Here is a 21,748-nt window from a genome sequence, read left to right as displayed (position 1 = left end):
CTTTTTTGTTTATGTGATAGGTAAAACTATTGAAATCAAAATTTTTTAAACTTTTTTGGTAAACTCTCTTTTTATAAGCTCACTTAAATAGTGATAGCACTCCCACAATCCTTCTTCACTTTCCGTTTCAATTATTAGAGTACAGAGTGGCTCTCCTTTAGCAAAAGATTCTCCTGCTTCAGGAATATCTTTTATTTTAAAATCAAAATTATTAGAAGCAAATTTATCAATGTGTTCAGTAATATTATGGGTGACTTTCAGATCATAAAAACTATAAAGTATGAGCTTAGCTTTTATTTTTTTAAGCTGCTTTAAATATTTAGCCAAATAATCTTTTTGTAAATCATTTTCAAAATAGATGGCAAATAATTCACTGCCATAAATATCAAGCAATAATTCTACTGCAGCTGTAAATCTTGGGTTTAATTCTAAAAAATATAAATCATTAGCCTTTTTAATGAAATCAACTCCATTAATTCCCCGCAAAGAGTATCTTTTAGTTAAAAGATTTATTAATGTTTTTGATTTTTGAACTAATTGAGAAGAAGGTTTTATTAAAATATTGCCACCATATTTAAATGGAGAATCAGAGTCTAAAGCAGTTAACTGTTTGCTGAAGGAAATTAATTTTGCATTTTGACCATCAGCTGCAAACTGCAGAGATAAAAGCTCACCTTCTATATATTTTTCAAAATAATAGATATCAGACTTATTTTCTGCAAGCTTTTTGCTTAATTCTTTTTTATTCTTTATAATTTCTATATTTTTGCCTCCACCACTTCTGATAGGCTTTTTTAGGTAAATTGAATCAGCAGTATAATTGATTTTTTTAAGATCTTTTTGTTTAAAGATCACTTCGGGGATTTTAAAATCTGTTTTTTTTAGCAGATTAAATAATCTTATTTTCTTTTTGACCCCGGTTAATTTTTTTAAAACAGCTGCTGAATTACCAGTGATAATCAGATTATCATTAGCTTCTAATTTAGAGAGCAGTTGATAGTGATTATCCCAGTCAGAAGCATAGCAGAAATAAAAGGATTTTTCTTTATTGTTTAGCAAAAACCTCTGAATGATTCTGTATAATTCTTCTGTCCTATATTTTTTTTGAGCTTTTTTTAATGAATAAGATTCTTCAGTATATTTTTTTAGATCCTGGTCTGCAAAAAAATCAAAAGAAAATACTTTTGCACCATATACTGCAGCAGTTTCTGCTAATGCCCGACTGGAAAAAGCACTGACAATTAAATTCATTTTTTATATCTTCTCATAAAGTTTATAGATTTCTAAAGCATTTAAAAACTTATCATTATCTTTAAATAAACTGGCAACAGCCTTTTTATGCAACTTCATTTTTAAGCCGCCAATACCTAAAGCACCAAAAACTGTAATATCAGCAAGTTTTTCACCATCATCCTGTGGTTTTATACCCTCTATTCCGGCAGGACTTACCGCATTAATATCAGCCATAACTTTAATTCCCTCAGTATTTTTCCACATATCCTCTTTTAAGAAATTAATTTTAGGAGGTCCAGCAGATAGGATAATATCTTTATCTTTGATAGCGTTTCTGAATTCTTGATCAGTATTTGCTTCTAAACCTCTAACATCTTCAAATCCATATACTTCTTTGATATTGGCTGCTTTTCTATCAGCTTTAGCCTGTTTACGGGAAGTTATTGTTACAGAGGCTCCTTCTTTAGCAAAGAGAGCAGCTGCTCTAACTCCTACCGGTCCTGTACCTGCTAAAATAACAACCTTTTTGTTTACTAAATCAATGGCTTCTCTAATTTTTAATACCGCTGCAGCTGCAGTAGTATTTGAACCATTTGAATCCAGCATAGTAGAAATACTATAATTAGCAAAAAATACATCTTTAACAGCTTTCATGATTTCTTCGCCTGCTTCAACATCAGAACCACCAATAAATACAGCGGTATTTTTTAATTTTTTTGCACTACGGGTAAAAATAGCACCATAGATAATATCTTCTACTTCTTCTTTAGTTATTCCAGAGTGAGCGATAATATTATCCACCCCGGCATCATAAGCTACAACCTGATCAAAAGTACTAACCCTTTTATCTGTATCCAGTTGAATTAAAAGTTTTTTCATCTTTTCACCCCTATATAATTTGTGAAGACAGTGGAATATTCCACTGTCTTCAACAAAGATTTATTTATTTATAGCTCACCTATGAGATTTTAAACAGTATCACTCCAGTTACAGTGCTTGTGTTTCTTAATATACATACATACTGCACAATCTTTACAATAACGTGCAGGAGCAACTACCTGACCTGGATCGGTTGCAATAATATTGGTCATCAGGGTAGCAGTAACTGGCTCACTGGTTAATAGACAAGGGAAGTCAGCCATTCTCATAAAGGAAGAAAACTTAACTGTTATAGAACAGGCTGGATAAGCATAGCGATGTAGATTACTGAGAATATCGCTTTCTTTCCATGGGCTAAAGTCAACATCGATTCCTTTAACTTTACAGCCAGCACCGATAGGTTCATCATCAATAATTTTATCGCCACGGTGGATCATATCCATAAAGTCAACATTGTGTAATTCAGCTGCCTGTCCTCTAGCAGGATTTAGATTTACATAGTTGTGGAATCTTTTTGTAAGTAGATCAACGATCATCGGAGCAGTAAATCCTTCATCCCATAACATAGCACTTACAGCTGCTGCAGTAGAACCAGTTGCAACACTTAAAATATCATAGAGGCTCTCATAACCTTCTTCGAGTCCTCTTTCAAGTGTATTTTTCATTATATTTGATACAACTTCTACTATTTCCATATTTACATCATCTTTAAGCATATTAAAGGTTGACTGGGCAATATGGTGTCCTACATCCCCAACACAATAAGCAGGAACTACAACTATATTACCGGGATGTACGCCAGCTTCTTTAGCAGCTAATACATAAGGTTTCATCCACTTTTTATAGCGCTTCATGTATTCAGCTTGATCAAAGGAAGTCATATCTGCATCATCCATCAGATCTACCTGAGCCTGTACAGGAGTATCATAGAGTTTTTGCATTTGCTCTACTTCTAATCTAGCTGCTTCTGTAGCAGTTTTACCTGCTTCAACAGCTTCGGTAAAGGCAGCACCAATACCATAAGAAGTATTCATACCCCAGGACTTAGAAGCTAGAAGTGTTTTTTTGTAATCACTATCAATATCAGTATTTTTTAGAACTTCATTAACTACATTACTTACTGAGCCAGGACTGAATGCAAAGTCAACAACACAGGTAGGACCATACATTCCACCATATCTACGCATTGATTCTCTGGCGATTAGAGCTTCATCAGCTTCTAACTGTGCCATAAACTTTTCGGCTGCAGCACGGAAATCAGGATCATCTTCATAAAGAATTTCGAGAATTGGAGGTGTCTGATAATGCTCAACAAATGGATCATCTTTTGGAGCAATAGTATCAGTTAAATCTTTTAGAATCTCATAATGAGCTTTTACAGATTCAACATGAAGATCGATTACTTCTTTGCTTTGACCTTCAATGGCTTTCATGTTTTTTACTGCATCAACATAAGGCTGTGCATCAGTGATTTTAAACTTCTTACCTCTCTTTTCTTTAAATACACCAACATCAGCCATCTGTGCCGCTACAGCCTCATCGATCATTTTCTTAGCAATTTTTGCGTTAGCAACCATAAAACATCCCCCTCTGTAAATTTTTAGATTTCATTTTTCAAAACAAATAACCCAATTTTCTTATTATTCTGTCTTCTAATCCCCTATTATTAAGATGACCCTCCTTTCTATAAAGTAATTTTAATTTCAGATAACTATAAGCAGTTTTGAAAACAATAATTACCTGAAATCATCTGAAATTTATGTGTAGCTAATTAAAAAACTAGTGAAACTTGTTTCCACTTATATATAATGCATAAAGTGTTCCAAAAAGAGTACAAAATAAATATTTTTTTAAAACTTGACATAATAGGAATCATAAACCTTTTATTATGTGAATATTTTTACTATTGCAAATAGTTTTTTAAATTGTGTTTAATTTTTATACGCTTTGTTTAATTTTTATACATAAACTATTTCTGCACCACTGTTGGCAGCTTTAGTTACCAGGATATTTTTTATGATTTCTGGGTATTCACTTTCCAATTTTCTTTTAATATTAAGCAGTTTTTCTCTGTCTTCTGCTATTCCATAAAGCGTTGGACCCCAGGAACTCTGACCTCTGGCCTGGATCCCTTCTCTTTCCATTAAGTTTATAATATTTGCTGAACAATCTCTGCTATATTTTCCTCCCTGAATTTGAGCAAAATAATTGGCAACATTATCTTCTATTGTATTAAGATGTTTTGAAAACTTAGTTAAATTTTTTTCTTCTAAAGCCGGCAGCATACCCAGTAAAAGGTGGTGACAGTTTTCTGCACTTTTTTTAAGCTGCATTTTTTCTATGTTATTAAATATTTTTATTTCTTTTTTGCCTGCAACTTTATCACTTTTTTCATTTAAAATTATTATGATAAAATTCCAGCTTTCTGGTACCTCTTTTCTATATAGTACTGGTGGCAAATAATTATCATTTTCTTTTTGGGAAGTTGGTCTACCTCCATCAACAATAAAGCCTCCCTGATAAAAAGCACCAAATCCAATTGCTGAACGACTGTGTTTTCTATTTACTAAGGTGGCAGTTCTTTTTTCTTTTAACTGCAAATTATATAATTGTTTAACCGCTTCTGCAATAGAAAGCCCGATCTGAGTTCCAGAGCCTAAACCACAGTGAGCAGGTAAAAGCTTTTCAACCCTGATATTTAAAGCTGCTTCTTCAGCCAGTAGATCGGCATTTTTTAAACTGCTTAAAAAATCTGCTGCGATTTTTTTTATATTATCAGCACCTTTTACTTCAAGTTTTCTGCTTTTTTTAAAGTACATTAAAGTATAGGGCTCTTTTACCCCTACTCCTGAGCCACCATATATTCTGCCTAAACCACCATTTAGATCAAGTTGACCAAAATGAAGTCTTGCTGGAGTTTTTATTTTTAGCAATTATTTATTCCTCCTGTATTTGTAAATATTTTTTTAGGAAAAGATAGCTTTCTTTTGATTTTTGATCCCCTGTTTTAAAGATAATTTCTCTGTTTTCAGCTAAGTAGTTTTTTAATTCTTTTGTTTTCTTAGTAATTCCAATTCTCGAGGCAATAATTGCTGCTTCAAGAAGAAGATTCTCTGCCCTGTTTAAACCTATAAAATCATTTCTGCTCTTTTGAGCGGTTATATTAGCTGTTAATTTATATTTTTTACCCAGATCAGAAATTGCTGAGAGTTTAAATTCATAATAATAACAGCAGTCTTTTAAATAATAATTACCCAGATCGGTTTTATCGACTGCAAATTCAGGCTCTGAGAGAGCTGCCAGGATAAGATAATAGCTTCTATCAACTATATTTACAGTTCCTTTTTTTGTGGCTAAAATGTTTTCAGCTGTTGTTGTATTTTTATAGGGGTAAAAAATAACTTTATCTTTAACAAACTCAACCCCAATTGCAGAAAAATTTAAATCGTTTTTGCTGTCCAGGCTAGTCATAACTGTTTCAATTATCATTTTTATCTCCCTTAAATTTTTGATTTAAATAACCCCAGTTAAGCTCATCTTCCTGGCGGTAATTTTTGGCGAGTTTGAGAGCAGTATAAGCTTTTTGCAGTTCTTTGCCCAGATAAAAGGCATGAGACTGTTCATTGACTTCTGATAATTTTTTAAAAAGCTGATTAATATCCTGACCTCTATAATACTCTTTTGCATTAAAAATATTTATATTCTGGCCGTCATTTAAAATCCTGTAATTTTTGTCTTTTACAGAGTCTGCCAGTTCTTCGATTTCCTCTAAACTGTAATTGAGGTCTTTTCTGTCTTTTAGATTTAATAATAACTCAGAAATATTGTTGGGTAAACTATTATTTTGAGCAGCATAAGAAATCATTTTCAGGGCCAGATCTAACTCTTTTACCGCACCTTTGGTTTTAAAAGAAGCCTCTGTGGTTAATAGATAGTCAATATTAAGCTCTACAGCCAGGGCTGCGGTTATAAAATTAAGGCCTACACTATCACAGTCACTTAATTCTATTAAATTGCCCACTCCCATCATAATTGGCTGTTTAATATTTTTGTTTTTAACCAGGCTTAAATATCTAAAAAGTGAATCACTGAAACCAAAATTAACCGGATCTAAAATGGGATCTACAATATAGTTATCACAGCCTCTTTTTTCTACTTCTTCTATATTGGCTAATAATGATTTTAAAGAATCTTTTTCAGGGTCGGGAATCACAACAGGTATAAAAGAATTTTCTCCATTTATTAAAGAAACATTATGGCTGTTGATACTTAGCAAATAATCAATTCCTGCTTTATCTGCTCTTTTTATTTCTTCTGCATTAAAGGTATCAATACTCAGTGTATAACCCTTATCTTTTAAAATAGCAATACATTCTTCTAGATGAGGAAATTCTCTGCCATTTACACAGCCCAGGTCGATTATATCTGCTCCATTTTTTTTATAATATTCTGCTTTTTTAACTATTTCGGAAATTGGCATCAGAGCAGCTGCATTGATTTCAGCAAGTATTTTATTTTTTCGGCTTTTTTCTTCCAGATTGATCTTGATTTTTTTCTTGCCTAAAAATTCTGGCAGATCCATTATTTCATCTGGTCCCTGATAAAATTTGAGATTTTTATTCTGAAAAAAGTTTTGTAATTTCTTGACTTCTGCCTGAGATCTGCCTGGAATAATGATCTCTAAATCTTCTGCATTTTTTAAAACATCACCTTTTATTTTTTCGAGATTTTTGCAGATAAAACTACTGTCAATTAAAGCTGCAACGGTAATCGGCATTTCAATTATTTGATAATCAAATTTTAAATCAAGCTTTTTTAAAGTATTATTGAGAGCTGGATAAGCTAATTTGCCTGTTATAAATAATTTTTCAACCATTGCTCCACCTCTTCTAGATCAGAAATAATTTCTAGCTTATCAATTCCTTTAAGTCTATCGGTATTTTTAATATCAATTTCTCTTGGATAAACATCTACCATTTTATTTGGGGCAGCTGAGACTAGTTCCTCCTCTGTATCAGTTGGCAGCAAAAGTATTGGAATCTTTGATTTACCTGCATGAGCCAGAAAATTACTAACTAAGGTGTCAGAAATACCATGCACAAATTTTGCGACTGTATTTGAGGTTGTGGGAGAACTAACCAGCAGATCATAATGACCCTTATAAAGTCTGCCCATTATAGGAGAACTTGCAGCACTATCCTTTTGAATCTCACAGCCAAGTTCTTCTAATTTATTAAATAATTTATAAATTTTTAAAACCTCAAAACCGGCTTTCGAAAGATAGATATCTATCTCTAAGTTATTATATTTATTTTTAAGGTTCGCAATTTCCTCTATTGATTCTGCCAAAAGATGGCCAGCTCCAGTAATACACCAGGCAATTTTAAATAATATTTTCTCATTTTCGATTAATTCTACTTCTTTTCTGCCTAAAGAACCATTATGAAAAGCAGTTGCAATTAAAACACCAGAAAAACCCTGCTTTTTTAAGGGTTTAATATCTCTGTAATCTTTTACCCCTCCACCGGTTATGAACTCAAGTTCTGGAAATAAATTTTTCAGTTCCTTAATATAGGCTGCTATACCTCTAGCTGTTCCAACTGCAGCTATATCAAGGATGATGAATTTTTTAAAGCCATATCCCTTGATTTCTTCAATTATCTGCCGGGTAGTTTTATCCTGCCACTGCTCTAGATTATTAATTAACTCACCATTTTTTAGATCAATGCTAATAATTACTTTTTTGCTGTAATCACTAAATTTTGCCAGGTATTTAAGATCATTTAAACTTTCGGTGGCAATTATATAATAATCTAAAAAATCATCTAAGTACTTTTGAGCAGTTTTAAAATCAAGTAAAGCTGCATCGAGCATTATTTCTACTTGGGGAAGTTCTTTTTTAATGGCTTTAATTTCATCAATATTAGCCTCATCTTTTTTCATTATTGCATCTAGATCTGCAATATACAATTTTTTAATAGCTAATTTATTATAAAATGCTTTCGCAACTGCCAGAGGACTTTTATCATCAGCAGCAATTAACCTGCTTTCTATCGGCTGATAATTTTCTCGATCACCAGCCCTACCCTGGACCACAATTCCATGTTTAATATCTAATACTGCTACTGCCTCCAAATAGATCACTCCCTGTAGTTTATATTATATTTTTTCAATTTATTATATAGTGTTGCTCTGGTAACACCCAATATTTCAGCAGCTTCAGAGACATTATTAGCTGCTACTTTTAGAGCATTTTTTATTGCTTCTTTTTCTGCTGCTTCTATTGTTAATATCTGCCCGGAATCAGTATCTAAGCTTTTATTTTCTTTGATTTCTCTGGGTAGATGCTTTGTTTGAATAACTTTGTCATCCATTGCAAAAGTTATTATACCTTCTATTACATTTTCTAATTCCCTAACATTACCCGGCCAATCATAATTTATAAAATACTTTTTGCTCTCATCAGAAATCTCTTTATTTGGTATTCCAAATTTCTGGCAGTGTTTTTTAATAAAGTTTTTAACCAATAAAATTACATCATCTTTGCGTTCTTTTAAATTCGGCAGTGGAATTCTGATTACATTAAGCCGGTAATAAAGATCTTCTCTAAAGTTTCCTTTTTTAACTTCATCCATGAGTTTTTTCTTAGTTGCTGTGATAATTCTAACATCAATATTTATAGCATGGTTTCCACCAATCCTTGTTACCTCGCGCTCCTGAATAACCCTTAATAAATTTTGCTGAGCTGAGAGGGTCATTTCTCCTATTTCATCTAAAAAAATTGTGCCTCCATTTGCTAATTCAAATTTGCCAGGCCGGCCACCTCTTCTGGCCCCTGTAAATGCTCCTTCTTCATAACCGAAAAACTCACTTTCTACTAAATCTTTCGGCACCGCACCCACATTTATTGCAACAAAGGGACTGTTTTTGCGGTGATTATAATTATGAATAGCCTGAGCAAACATCTCTTTACCTGTTCCACTCTCACCTATTAACATTACAGTTGAATCATTTCTAGCCGCAATTTTTGCAACTTCTTTGGCTTTTTTCATCTTTTTAGAATTGGTAATTATATCCTCGAAAAAATAACGAGCTTTTGAGCCGGTTTTGGGATTATTCTTATCTGATTCTTCTTCTACTAAATCTTTAACAGGAATCTTATCTGTTAAAGCAAAAGCAAATAATTTTATAAGTAAACGCATATAGTATATATCGATATTTTTGCTAAAAAAAACAGCAATTGTCCCCGTCAATATTCCTGCTTTATCTAAAAGAGGATAGGCAGCTGAATTATAATCTATCAAGAATTTTTTGTAGTGTTCCTTATCTTTTACATAAGAATCTTTTTTAGAAAATAAAGTTAAACCAACCGCACTTGTCCCCTGATAAAATTCACTATAATTTTCTCCGGCAGACAATTTTAGATAATTGTCCAGATAATTTTTTGAAGAAAGAATATAGCCTTCTTTATCGGTAACAAAAAAAGCAGCAGCAAGCTCTGTGATTAATTCTCTAAATTCTGAAAATAAGAGGTCAAAATTTTCAACAAAGTTTTTGTTTTTCTTAATTCTTTCCCTTATTTCACTTTTATTTAGGATTATATCACTTGAAAATTGATCTGTTTTAATTCCATAATTACCACTTCTTGCCCATGATTTTTGAATAGTTTTTCTAGTTGGAGTATAATTTCTTTTTATATTAGTCAGAAGAGCATTAAAATCGGAATTTTGATTATTCATAAAAAACTCCCCTTTTTTTACTATACTACATATATATTTCTACAAACAATATTTTAATCCTGCCTGAATATTAATCTAGCTTTAAAGATAAAAAGACACCACCTAAGCTGTATTAGTTCAGTTGCTTTAATGCTTAAGTAATGCCTTTATTTTTGTTATATTGAATTGTTTAATTTTAAGCTTTTACTTAATCTCATTGAATAACTATTCTGCCCTCTACTGATGGGAAAAGCGGGGAGTTTTCCTGTATATATTGGATAAACATCTGCTGGTCTGTATTCTCAAATAATTTAAGCTGTTCTGCTTCTCCCATAACTTGATAATCATCTCCACCAGCTGCTAAAAACTCGTTGGTGGCAACAACATAGTGACGTCTAAGATTTATTTCTTCTCCAGCAACCAGAATTTTTTCTACCCTGTTATAAGGATCTTCAGCTGGATCAAAATAAAATCTGAGTCCACTAACCTGTAAAAAACTACCTGCTACTTCAGGATATTCATGGAGTCCATGTTCTAAAGTATCCCAGATTTGTTGACCTGACATAAGTAAAGTAACTACTTCATTATTAAAGGCCAGAATTGCCATAGCATCCTCAAGAGTTATTTCTCCTAAGTCTGCAGAATCTCTGATACCTCCTCCATTATAAAGGGCTATGTCTGCTTTTGTATTTTCTCTTAAAATATCATTTATAAGATTACCCAGATTTGTTTCTTGGGTTCTTACATGCTGTCTTTCCCCATTAAGGCTGATCCCTGTTTCGCCAATTACAGTATCTAATCCCTGAGCAAATAATGATAAACTAAAAAATGATAAAGCAAATACAGTCAACACAGCAATAGTTAATAATTTTCTTTTCATTGGTTAATCCCCTCCATTGTTTTTTATATTTAAGGATCTATTAAATCCTTAAAGACGGGTTAATCTAAAGACCAAGCATTATTGCAGTTAGCTCTTCACTAAAGTGATCTAATAAAGCTTCGATTTCTGGGTCAGGTTGATAATTTTCTTTTACCTCTGAAGCAGAAATTACTGCAGCCTCTATTTCTTTTCTATCATCATTTAAAGTGATTTCCACTCTCCCTAAATATTTGCTGTATTCATTGGCCTGGACGATCATTGTCTCTCCAACCATTTTCCCTGATGGTAAGAGATCATGACTGTGACCATCTACTATTAAATCTATCCCAGAAACTGATTCAGCAATCTCGGTGGTTCCCCTTAAACCGACGTGAGTTAAGGCTATAACAAAATCAGCATTTTCCTCATTTTTTAAAATATCTAAGTATTTTTGTGAAGTTTCTACAGTATTTTCAAAATCTATGCCCCTTACATTATCTGGGTGAGTAGTGCTGTAGGTGTCAGAGGTCGCAAGACCGAAAATAGCAACTCTGAAACCTGCAAATTCTCTTATTATATAAGGATTAAATAAAAGCTCTCCTTCTTTAAATACATTTGCAGCTATAAGATCAAATTCCATCATCTCTTCTAATTCCAAGAGCCTCTGGTAACCATAATTAAAGTCATGGTTGCCAGGAGCCATAGCAGTATACCCCGCCTCATTCATAAGTTTTACTGCACTCTCTCCTTCGAGCTGATCTGTAATAGGTCTACCATGAAGTGTATCACCAGCATCTAGAATTAATAAATTATCATAATTAGACTGATAGTCTTTAAACACTGAAGAAAGATACGGCATTCCCATCAAATCATCATCAACAGCAATCCGGCCATGAATATCATTGGTGTGTAAAACTATTAATTTATTATCCTGGGCAATAATTAAAGTACTTGTAAGTAAGAATAATATCACCAATAAAATACCTGTAAGAAAAAACTTTTTTTAAACAGCATTTTTACCTCCCTCTTTAAATTAAAACTCAATTTAATTTTAAAGCACTGAAATCATTATTTATTTCATACTATAGCTAAAATTCACGATAATTTAGAATATTCCTCTATAAATTACAAATTTTTTAATTATCTTGAGCAAACATTGGACTATTTAAAGTTAATTTTTTTAAATAGATTGTAATAATAAATAGAATTATTAGAAGTATGATTAAAAAGATAAAACCAGCGTTGATACTCAAAATATCATTTATAAAACCTACCACCCAGTTTGATAAAACAGCTGCTCCAATAGTTCCAGCTGTTTGGGCAAAACCTACAACTTTAATTCCGCTGGCTCCAAAGTTGTCTAAAATAGCCGCCTGACTTGTAGGAACCTGTACTGCAATAAAAATTCCAGAAACAGATAAAAGAAAAGTCAAGGGACTGCCAAAAATCAGTGCTAAGAGGATTGATAAAGCCGTTAAAACCTGGGTATAGAGTAAAAAGTTATAATAACCAATTTTTTCTACAATCAAGCTGGCCAAAAGTCTTCCAACAGTAAAAGTTATAAAAAATAAAGATAGAAAAAAACTAATAACCAATTCTGATCTGCCCTGTACATCTTTTAAATACGGGGCCAGCCAGGTCACTATAGAGATTTCTACCCCTACCTGAATAAAGACAACAATACAAAATAAGATAACCACCTTATTTTTAAGTAATTCTGCTGTTTTAAGCACAGAATCACTTTTTGAAGCCCTTGTTTCTGGCAATTTAGAGTTTTTGAATTCAAAAAATACTATAATAATAAATATTATTGAAAATAAAAAGCTGTGTGACCAACCGAAACCAAATCTAATTAATAAAGTTACAAAATAAGGAGCAATAATTCCTCCTAAACCATAAAATAAATGAAGTAGATTTATCATTTTGCCTCTTTGATTAGAATAACCAAGCGAAATTATTGTAACAGAAACTATGTTTAACAGGGTTAGTCCCAGGCTAACAAAAAAGAAAGAAATAAGTAAAAAATAATAACCTGGTGAAATATGTACCGCAAAAAGTGATATTGCAGTGTGGATCAAACCATAAACTAAAACTTTTATCAGACCAAATTTTTCTATTAGTTTTCCACTAAAGAAAAATACTATAATCGGCCCAATAGATAAAAATGAGAATAAAAAGCCAAGCTGGCTGTAATTAAGAGCAAAATCATCAATAATTAAGGGACCAATCTGACCTCTTAAATTATTTACTACTCCAATTGTAAGCATTATTGTGAATGCTAAAATCATTAATCTTCTTTTATTATTATAACTGTCTGCTTTATTCATTTAAGAACCCAACTCCCAAAATATTTATTTATAACAAGCTAAGGTGCAGCCCCAGCCAATAAATAAGGATGCTGCACCTAGAAACTATATTGAATTATTTTAATAATTTAGCTTTTAATCCCACTAATTAAATAATTCTTTTCATCAATATCTTCTACTTTAATATTTTTTATTTGTTTTTTTTCTAATATTTTTTTAAGTTCATCTCTACTTATTCTATGTTCCTTGGGTGGACCAGCTTCTGAATCATTTTTAGTCCACTCAACTATCAGTACTTTAGAATTGCTTTTTAAAAAACTTAAATAATTATCTAAAAATAACTCCTTATCATCAATCTCGTGAATCAAATAGGAAAAGAGCATAAAATCCACCTTTTCATTTAAGTCAGCCTTATATTCATCACTTTTTATAAATTCTATTGTCTTATCAACATCAGCTTTTTTAGCATTTATCTTTAAATCTCTAAGCATGATTTCCTCAACATCAACCGCAAATACTCTACCCTTACTTTTAACTATTTGAGCAGCTGGTATAGCGAAAAAGCCATTACCAGCTCCGATATCTGCAATCTTATCCCCTTCTTTTAAACCATGATTCTTTAATAGCTGCATTGGTTTTAGCCTATCTTTTCTGTCATTATTAAATAATTTATCTTTTTTTGTGGGGTCAAATCTATGTTTAGCCATTTTAAACACTCCTTCTTTATATTAACTTACTCTATTTATTATACATTATTTAAAATTATTTTTAAGTAAAAAACAAACATCTAATATTTAAGCAAGAAACCGCTCCATCTTTATGATAGAGCGGTTTCTTCTGAATATAAAATAAAATTTTAATTACTTGTATGATTTTTTAAGCTTTCCATCCAGGCATGCATATTATCAATGCTCCAGGCTGCAGAATCTAGCTCTCCATTTTGATCATTAAATTCTATTTTTAATATTGCTTTGTTTTTATTTACCCCTAAAAACGAATTGACTTCTTCAACTTTTTTAATATTTTCTAAAGGAATTATAAGTTCTTCTTTTGGACCCCACCTTAAAAAATGTAATTCATCAGGAGTTAGTAATAATGAACCATTTTTTACTATATTGCGCTTTCCAATTGATTCTCTACCCAGATAATCAACTTCTTTTGAAAAATATAGTATCCGATCTTTGTGATAATTTGTAAATAGTTCTTCTGCCCTTTTACTTTTTATCTTATTTAAATGATTCTTAATAGTAAAATATAGGACAACTAAGAGAACAGGGACTAATAAAGTCATTGTTTGTTGATTAAAAAATTGCATAAATACCTCCCCGAAGAGTTTATTTTAAATATTCAATTTTAGATAAATTAAAGAAATTTTTCTTTTTCTAAGGTGTATATTTCAGATATAATATTCTTAACAATTTTAACCAGATAACTGTTACCCACTATGATTAAAGGAGCATCAGCAACCTGAGCTTCAAACAACGTCCCACCGGCTTCTTTAATTATTATTTTTGCAGCTGCAATATCCCATTCTGCTAATTTAAACTCCCAAAATAGATCTGTTCTACCACAGGCCACTGAGATAAGATCAAAAGCTGCACTACCAGAACGGCGTACTCCCCTGGAATTTTTCACAATTTTCATAAAGGGCAGCAGATTATCAAGTTCAGAATCTTTTTTATCATAGGGAAAGCCGGTGGAAACTGTTGCCTGTTCTAATTCTTTTTTATCTGCAACTTTAATTGGCTCAGCTGCCCTAAAAGCACCTCTACCCTTGACAGCTGAATACAGTTCATCCTGTTCAGGTAAATATATTAATCCCATTACTATTTCCTGATTAAGCTGAAGTGCAATTGAAATCCCATAAATTGGATAGCCCATTGAATAATTATTCGAACCATCTAAAGGATCAATAATCCAGGTGTAATTACTTTCTTTTTGGCTTTCTCCCTGTTCCTCACCAATAATATTATGCTCAGGATAATTGTTCTCTATATTATTTTTAATTATATCTTCACTTAAAATATCAACCTCAGTCACTAAATCTGCACTACTACTTTTCGTTTTTGTTTTGAAATCATTCTGTTTAAATTTTTCTCTCTGAATCTGACCTACCTCTAAAGCCCATTTTTTTGCCAGTAAAGAAGCTTCATTTAAATCTAACAAAATGTCCACCTCCATGTATTTAAAAGAGAGCAATTTAATTTTATCAGATAGAATTATTTATTACAATTTATATAAAAAATAATTTAACATTTTTTTAAAAATTGTTAACTTTAAAATTCACAAAGCATTTCATAATGAGGAATATCATCTTCTAAATATTTTTCAGAAACTCTTTCAAAACCTAAATCTTGATAAAATTCCAGCAGATATTTTTGAGCTGAAATTCTTATAGCTTCACTTTTGAAATTTTCTTTTATAAATTCTATAGCTTTTTTCATCATTTCCGAAGCTAGCCCCTGCCTTCTATATTCTTTTTTAACTAAAACTCTTCCGATTGAAGGTTCCGGATAGGAAACGCCGGCTGCTATAATTCTTAAGTATGCTGCAATGTTTTCATTATCCTCATAATATAAATGATAAGAATCAAAGTCTTTATCATCACATTCTTCATAAGGACAATTTTGTTCTACCACAAAAACATTTATCCTGACCTGGATAATCTTATATAATTCATAAGTACTAAGCTCATCAAATTCTTTGATAATAAATTTCATCGGATAACTCCTTTATCTGATTATAGTAAATCCTTTTTTAGCTGAACTTTCTTTTTAAAATAGAAAAAACTTAACCCCGTTATTATAAGAACAAAATAAAGAGGTTAAGTTCAATAAATAATTTTTAACTCATATTTTATTATACTATAAAGTCATACCACCATCAACTGCTACTGCCTGACCGGTTACATGAGGAGCGGTTGCAAAATAAACCGCCAGATCTCCCATATCTTCTGCAGTTTGGGCTTCACCCTGAGGAATTAAACTTTCTTGATTGCGCTGCCAGGACTCATCCATAGATTCATTTTCGCCCTTCCATTTGTTGGCAAGACCTTTATCTCCATACCACATCTGGGTTCCAATTATCCCTGGACAGATAGCATTTACAGTAATTTTGGTAGATGGTGCTAATTCTTTGGCCAGAGCATTGGTAAAACCAACCACAGCAAATTTTGAAGCACTGTAGTGAGCTAAATCAGGGAATCCAGCTTTTCCTGCTATAGAAGCTGTGTTAATGATCCTTCCCCAGTTTTGTTTTTTCATATGGGGTATTTCAGCTTTTGCACAGAGGAAAACTCCCTTTGCATTAACATCGAGAACATGATCCCAATCATCTTCACTTAAGTCTTCGACAGATTTAATAGAAATCACACCTGCATTATTAACTGCAATGTCAAGACTGCCCAGTTCTTTAATAGTTTTATCGACCATTGATTTAACCTGTTCCCATTTAGTTACATCAACTTTAATCGCTACAGCTTTTCTGCCCATATCTTTGATATCTGCTGCAACTTTTTTGGCATTATCTAAATCGATATCAGCAACTGCAACATCACAACCAGCTTCTGCAAGTTTTTTAGCAATCCCTTCACCAAGACCTCTGCCACCACCAGTAACAAGAGCAACTTTACCTTTTAGTTCCATTATAAATTCCTCCCCTGATTTAAGATGGTTTTACTATGATTTTTACATGTTTATCTTTGTGACCCATTAACTCCTCAAATCCTTTGTCAACTAAATCACTTAGTTTAATCTCTTCTGTTATCATTTTAGAAGCTTTGATTCTACCATCTTTAATTAAAGAAATAACTGCCGGGAAAACACCTTTTGAATAGGCGATTGTACCTTTTATTTCTTTTTCAGTTAAAACCAGATTATTAAGATTAAATTCTACAGCTTCTTCCCAGATACTTGTTACAACAATTCTACCTCTCCTGGCTGTGGCTGCAACTGCTGTTTCAAAACCAGCCTGGACACCTGTCGTTTCAAAACCAACATCTACACCTTTATTATCTGTTAATTTATTAACTTCTTCTATTACATCAACTTCATTGGGATCTAAAACATGGTCTGCTCCAAATTCCAGGGCAAACTTTTTCCGAGCATCTGCAATTTCTACCGAAATAACCTGCTGAGCACCGGCTGCTTTTAATGAGAGTATTGTTGAAAGACCAATCGGACCGGCTCCCGTAACTATAGCTGTTTCTCCCTGTAAAAAGTCTGCTCTTCTTAGAGAGTGTACAGCTACTGCTATTGGTTCAATTAAAGCACCTTCTTTAGTGCTTACTCCATCGGGAAGTTTATGGACAAATTCAGCAGGGAATGTTGTATATTCTGCCAGTCCTCCACCTCCACCAGCTAAACCATGAAAGCCTAAGCTTTCACAGATATTATAATATCCTTTTTGACAGTTAGGACATTCACCACAGGCAACTATAGGTTCTAAAGTTACTTTATCACCAACTTCTAAATTAGAGACATCATCTGCTTTTTCAACAACTTCTCCTGCAAATTCATGGCCCATAATAATCGGAGCTTCCATTTTTGTTAAAGGGTGTTTTTGTTTATAAGGTATAAAAATTGGTCCAACCATATATTCATGTAAGTCAGAGCCACAGATTCCACACCATTCTACTTTAATTTTAACCTGCCCGGACTTTACTTTTGGAACATCAACATCTTCTATTCTTATATCTTTAGGTCCATACCAAAGAGCTGCCTTCATTTTTTTGCCCATATTTGTTCCCCCTAAATATTATTATTAGACTTTTGACTTTTCCTCTGGATAAACTGCATCAGGTTCAGGCCACTCAAAGTCTTCTTCTGGTCCATAAAGTTCAACTATACATTTTAGATCTTCTTGAGTTTTACGGTAATCATAGTGAAAATTACTTCCCCAGTAACCATACTGGAGGGGGTCCAGATCATTTTCCTCACAAAATTCTAGAGCACTCTCATATGATTCAGTATCAAGAGCAACATGGTGAATACCTTCCCCATGTTCTTTTAAAAATTTAGCATAATCACTGATCTCATCGAGAGGCTCAATAAGCTCCCACTGTACACCACCAATATCAGCAACTGCTAACTTCATCCTGTAGTCCTGTCTTTCTCCTTCAATTTCCATATCTACGACTGTATCCTTGTTGAACTCATAAACAACCCAGGGTCCAATACCGTACTTATCTGCATAAGTTTTCATCGTTGAATCCAGGTCTTTAACAACTACACCTACCTGTAAAAGATCTTTAAATACAGCTTCTTTTTCCATCGGGCCCTCGGGATAAACCGCATCAGGCTCAGGCCACTCAAAATCTTCTTCTGGACCGTACAGTTCAACTATACATTTTAGATCTTCTTGAGTTTTGCGGTAATCATAGTGAAAATTACTTCCCCAGTAACCATACTGGAGGGGGTCCAGATCATTTTCCTCACAAAACTTTAAAGCACTCTCATATGATTCAGTATCAAGAGCAACATGGTGAATACCTTCCCCATGTTCTTTTAAAAACTTAGCATAATCACTGATCTCATCGAGAGGCTCAATAAGCTCCCACTGTACTCCTCCAATATCTGCAACTGCTAACTTCATCCTGTAGTCCTGTCTTTCTCCTTCAACTTCCATATCTGCGACTGTATCCTTGTTGAATTCATAAACAACCCAGGGTCCAATACCGTATTTGTCTGCATAAGTTTTCATCGTTGAATCCAGGTCTTTCACAACTACACCCACCTGTAAAACATCTTTAAATACAGCTTCCATTCTATTTCACCCCTGTTTAAGATATGATTTTGACCCTGGAATTAAAAATTCAATCCATTCAGCAGATTAAAAACATAAATATGGATTTTCAATATATGAGGCAAATTTCTGCATAAATTTAGCTCCAGTTGCTCCATCAATTGATCTGTGATCTAATCCCAGAGTAAAGTTAATTACCCTTTTTTGCTGAAGCTCATTAAATGAGTCTATATATAGTTTTTCTTTTATTGTACCTACTGCTAAAATAGCTGATTGGGGTGGATTTAAAATAGCTGTAAACTCATCTACTCCAAACATGCCTAGATTTGTTATTGTAAATGTTCCACCCTGCATTTCATCTGGAGTTAATTTATTTTCTTTTGTTCTACTAATTAAATCTCTGCTTTTAGCAGCCAGTTCTTCAATTCTATACTGATCTGCGTTTTTAACTACTGGTACTAAGAGACCATCTTCAACAGCCACAGCTAAGCCAATATTAATATCTTCTGCAACCTCGAATTCTCCATCTCCAGTTCCAACTGTATTTACCTTTTTACTGTCACTGATAGCTTTTGCAGTAACATAGGTAATAACATCATTTAAAGAAACATTTCTACCTTCTGCTTTTAATGATTCTTTAAAACACATTAGAGCTTCTACATCTATTTCTCTGCGCAGATAAATATGAGGTGCTCTCCAGCTTTCTGTTAGTCTTTCTGCTATTATTTTACGCATAGAAGAAGATTGTTTTTTAGCTGCTGTTTTTTTCTCTTTTTTAACTTCAACTTCAACTTCTTCGGGTTCACTTGCAAGATATTCTTCTACATCAGAAACTGATAATCTGCTTTTACCCAATGCTGCTGCAACTTCTTCTAAACTTATATCATTATCAGATGCAATCTTTCTCGCTTTTGGAGCAGCAACGACCTTCATATCAGAGGAAATTTCTTTTTTTGCTTTTTTAACCTCTTTTTCTTGAACATCTTCTTTAGGCTCAGCTTCCTCTTGAGAAGCTTCCTCTTTGCTTTCTGCTGCTGAATCACCTTCATAACCAACTAAATTGGCAACAGGTGTTTTAACAGGAACTGTTTCTCCTTCTTGTACCAATATTTCTAATATCTCACCACTTTGATTTGCCTCCACATCATTGGTTAATTTTTCTGTTTCAACAGAATAAATCAAATCCCCTTCTGTAAATGAATCCCCTTCTTTTATATACCACTCAATCAATGTACCTTCTTCCATTGTCAGACCTAACTTTGGCATTAACAATTGATTTGACATCAATTTCCCTCCTCTTTTACAACACTTGCAACTAACAGTGCTCCCCTTTTAGGATAACGTGCTTTAAATTCAGCTTCTAAATCTTTAAACCAATCAAAGTCCTCTTTAGCTTTAAAATATGGTGGAACAAAAAGTGTTGATTCAATTTTTACCTGACCAAATTTTCCTAAAATAGCTTTTAGTTCTTCCCAACTGTAAAAAGTAGCTTCAGAAAAAATACTATCTTTTTCTATAGTTTCTGCAATTCTTTTATATGCCCAGGTGCTTTTTGAATTTAGAACACCAATTACATATCTACCACCTGGTTTAAGAACCCTCCACATTTCTTTTAATACAGCTTCTAATTCCTCTCCGGCTTCAAAAAATTCTATCATTGAATTAGAATAGACTATATCAAAATAATTATCTGCAAAAGGAATATTTTCGGTTACATCTCCCTGAATAAAATTGATATCTATACCTTTTTCTCTGGCAATTTTTCTGCCCGCAGTTAACATACCTTCTGTTATATCTAAACCTACGGTTTCTTCTGCATCAACTGCAAATTTCCTTAAAAAAAAGCCAGTACCACAGCCAACTTCAATAATTTTTTTTCCAGAACAATCACCAATGTGTCTGGCAAGACACTGATATTCATTTTCGCCAACATAACTTCCTCTGGCAGTTTTATACCAATCCGCATATTTTTCTGCCAATTGATCTAGATCCAATTACTTCACCTCCAGCATTTTTTTGCTGTCAGCCAGTTCTAAAGCTGCTTTATAATCTAAAAATCTGGCAGGAGCATAAGTCAACTGCATTTTTAAATTTTGATCTTTTTTTACAACTACTTCTCTTTCCCCATCCAGAGCAATTATTCTTTTTTTCTTGGGAAGCTCAATAACTTCTTCCTGTTTTATTCTCCTCCAATCTTTAATTGGAATAGTTTTGATAACACCTGGAGCAATTGCAGCTTTAACCTTATGTTCTGAATCACCTATTCTAATAAAAGCTCCACCATTATCAAGTACTCCAACATCTGTTAAACGACCGGCAATTGAAACCATCCCAATATCATAGGAAGTGCTTCTGGTAACAAGTATTTCTTCTAATAATTCTACATGCCAGAGTGCTTTACTTCCTATATATGATTCATTAACCACTACTGCATCTATTAATGCTATATCGACTATTTCTCCATCTATAATGATATAGATACACTTTATTGGCTTGGTTACTTTTTCTCTTTCTTCAGGAGTAAATTTAGTATATAAACCTGCTGCAAGCCCCAACATCGTACTTTCGGCCATAATTGGAAAAACATTATTTGTTCCTGTTGATAGCGAAAGTACTGCTGTATTTTTTAGAGCTTTTACAACAACCCTATTTGTACCATCTCCACCTAAGACGATGATTACATCTACCCCGTTTTCTTCCATCAAACAGGCAGCATTAAAAGAATCTTCTGCTGAACCATTTATGATCATATCCATAATTTCTACATCAAGCTTGAAGTTTTTCTTTTCCTCACCCCAGAGTCCATTTAAAGCAGAATTACCTATTCCAAATGAATCAGGCATTATATATACTTTATCCAGATCAAGATTATTTAAAGCCAGCAGTATACGCCTTACAATATTGACTTTTTCAACATTATCAAAGACAGAACCATGTGCTACCAACCTCCGGATATCTCTTCCGGAGGCTGGATTAGCAATGATTCCAACTGAATTAATATTTTCAGTCAC

The 21,748-nt window shown here is 33.0% G+C and carries 21 protein-coding genes; all 21 read right to left on the bottom strand.

Annotated elements, in window-relative coordinates:
* Positions 1-45: 45 nt before the first annotated feature.
* Positions 46-1,251: an ATP-grasp domain-containing protein gene (locus HALSA_RS04780; protein WP_013405477.1), complete on the bottom strand. Its 1,206-nt coding sequence runs from the start codon at positions 1,249-1,251 to the stop codon at positions 46-48.
* A 3-nt stretch (positions 1,252-1,254) separates the two neighbouring features.
* Positions 1,255-2,112, bottom strand: coding sequence for an NAD(P)-dependent methylenetetrahydromethanopterin dehydrogenase (locus HALSA_RS04775; RefSeq protein WP_013405476.1), 858 nt, complete (start codon positions 2,110-2,112; stop codon positions 1,255-1,257).
* Between the two features lie 89 nt (positions 2,113-2,201).
* Entirely contained in the window at positions 2,202-3,689 is a 1,488-nt protein-coding gene (locus HALSA_RS04770) for a DUF2193 domain-containing protein (protein WP_013405475.1), read from the bottom strand.
* A gap of 381 nt (positions 3,690-4,070) precedes the next feature.
* Positions 4,071-5,045 (bottom strand): beta-ribofuranosylaminobenzene 5'-phosphate synthase family protein, encoded by a 975-nt coding sequence (locus HALSA_RS04765; RefSeq protein ID WP_013405474.1) that lies wholly within the window; start codon positions 5,043-5,045, stop codon positions 4,071-4,073.
* A gap of 4 nt (positions 5,046-5,049) precedes the next feature.
* Positions 5,050-5,601 carry a DUF447 domain-containing protein gene (locus HALSA_RS04760; RefSeq protein ID WP_013405473.1) on the bottom strand — a complete coding sequence of 184 codons (552 nt, stop codon included), beginning with the start codon at positions 5,599-5,601 and terminating at the stop codon, positions 5,050-5,052.
* On the bottom strand, positions 5,591-6,988 hold the full coding sequence (locus tag HALSA_RS04755; protein WP_013405472.1) for a DUF4346 domain-containing protein: 1,398 nt from the start codon (positions 6,986-6,988) through the stop codon (positions 5,591-5,593). Before HALSA_RS04755 ends, HALSA_RS04760 begins: the two co-directional genes overlap by 11 nt.
* The gene (locus HALSA_RS04750; protein WP_238524781.1) at positions 6,967-8,256 is read right to left on the bottom strand and encodes a HisA/HisF-related TIM barrel protein; all 1,290 of its coding nucleotides are present in this window, start codon (positions 8,254-8,256) and stop codon (positions 6,967-6,969) included. The genes HALSA_RS04755 and HALSA_RS04750 overlap by 22 nt, the downstream gene beginning before the upstream one ends.
* Positions 8,253-9,851 (bottom strand): sigma-54 interaction domain-containing protein, encoded by a 1,599-nt coding sequence (locus HALSA_RS04745; RefSeq protein ID WP_013405470.1) that lies wholly within the window; start codon positions 9,849-9,851, stop codon positions 8,253-8,255. The genes HALSA_RS04750 and HALSA_RS04745 overlap by 4 nt, the downstream gene beginning before the upstream one ends.
* Positions 9,852-10,044: 193 nt before the next feature.
* On the bottom strand, positions 10,045-10,710 hold the full coding sequence (locus HALSA_RS04740; protein WP_013405469.1) for a bifunctional metallophosphatase/5'-nucleotidase: 666 nt from the start codon (positions 10,708-10,710) through the stop codon (positions 10,045-10,047).
* A gap of 64 nt (positions 10,711-10,774) precedes the next feature.
* A complete protein-coding gene (locus HALSA_RS04735) occupies positions 10,775-11,662 on the bottom strand; it encodes a bifunctional metallophosphatase/5'-nucleotidase (protein ID WP_013405468.1) in 888 nt (295 codons plus the stop codon).
* 163 nt (positions 11,663-11,825) lie between these two features.
* Positions 11,826-13,016 (bottom strand): MFS transporter, encoded by a 1,191-nt coding sequence (locus HALSA_RS04730; protein WP_013405467.1) that lies wholly within the window; start codon positions 13,014-13,016, stop codon positions 11,826-11,828.
* A gap of 107 nt (positions 13,017-13,123) precedes the next feature.
* A complete protein-coding gene (locus tag HALSA_RS04725; protein ID WP_013405466.1) occupies positions 13,124-13,702 on the bottom strand; it encodes a class I SAM-dependent methyltransferase in 579 nt (192 codons plus the stop codon).
* A gap of 149 nt (positions 13,703-13,851) precedes the next feature.
* Positions 13,852-14,310, bottom strand: coding sequence for a hypothetical protein (locus HALSA_RS04720; RefSeq protein WP_013405465.1), 459 nt, complete (start codon positions 14,308-14,310; stop codon positions 13,852-13,854).
* A 47-nt stretch (positions 14,311-14,357) separates the two neighbouring features.
* Positions 14,358-15,170 (bottom strand): inositol monophosphatase family protein, encoded by an 813-nt coding sequence (locus tag HALSA_RS04715; protein WP_420795046.1) that lies wholly within the window; start codon positions 15,168-15,170, stop codon positions 14,358-14,360.
* Positions 15,171-15,271: 101 nt separating this feature from the next.
* Entirely contained in the window at positions 15,272-15,715 is a 444-nt protein-coding gene (locus HALSA_RS04710) for a GNAT family N-acetyltransferase (RefSeq protein WP_013405463.1), read from the bottom strand.
* 144 nt (positions 15,716-15,859) lie between these two features.
* The gene (locus HALSA_RS04705) at positions 15,860-16,639 is read right to left on the bottom strand and encodes an SDR family NAD(P)-dependent oxidoreductase (protein WP_013405462.1); all 780 of its coding nucleotides are present in this window, start codon (positions 16,637-16,639) and stop codon (positions 15,860-15,862) included.
* Between the two features lie 19 nt (positions 16,640-16,658).
* On the bottom strand, positions 16,659-17,720 hold the full coding sequence (locus HALSA_RS04700; protein WP_041595966.1) for a 2,3-butanediol dehydrogenase: 1,062 nt from the start codon (positions 17,718-17,720) through the stop codon (positions 16,659-16,661).
* A gap of 36 nt (positions 17,721-17,756) precedes the next feature.
* Entirely contained in the window at positions 17,757-18,758 is a 1,002-nt protein-coding gene (locus tag HALSA_RS12865; RefSeq protein ID WP_013405460.1) for a VOC family protein, read from the bottom strand.
* A 66-nt stretch (positions 18,759-18,824) separates the two neighbouring features.
* Positions 18,825-20,021 carry a dihydrolipoamide acetyltransferase family protein gene (locus HALSA_RS04685; RefSeq protein WP_013405459.1) on the bottom strand — a complete coding sequence of 399 codons (1,197 nt, stop codon included), beginning with the start codon at positions 20,019-20,021 and terminating at the stop codon, positions 18,825-18,827.
* On the bottom strand, positions 20,021-20,731 hold the full coding sequence (locus HALSA_RS04680; protein WP_013405458.1) for a class I SAM-dependent methyltransferase: 711 nt from the start codon (positions 20,729-20,731) through the stop codon (positions 20,021-20,023). Before HALSA_RS04680 ends, HALSA_RS04685 begins: the two co-directional genes overlap by 1 nt.
* Positions 20,732-21,748, bottom strand: a complete 1,017-nt coding sequence (locus tag HALSA_RS04675; protein WP_013405457.1) for an ATP-NAD kinase family protein — start codon at positions 21,746-21,748, stop codon at positions 20,732-20,734. It abuts the gene before it with no gap.

This window comes from Halanaerobium hydrogeniformans (assembly GCF_000166415.1).
GTDB classification, from domain to species: Bacteria; Bacillota; Halanaerobiia; order Halanaerobiales; family Halanaerobiaceae; genus Halanaerobium; species Halanaerobium hydrogeniformans.
The sequence above is the reverse complement of the archived record's forward strand: the minus strand, read 5'-3'. Positions and strand labels throughout refer to the sequence as shown.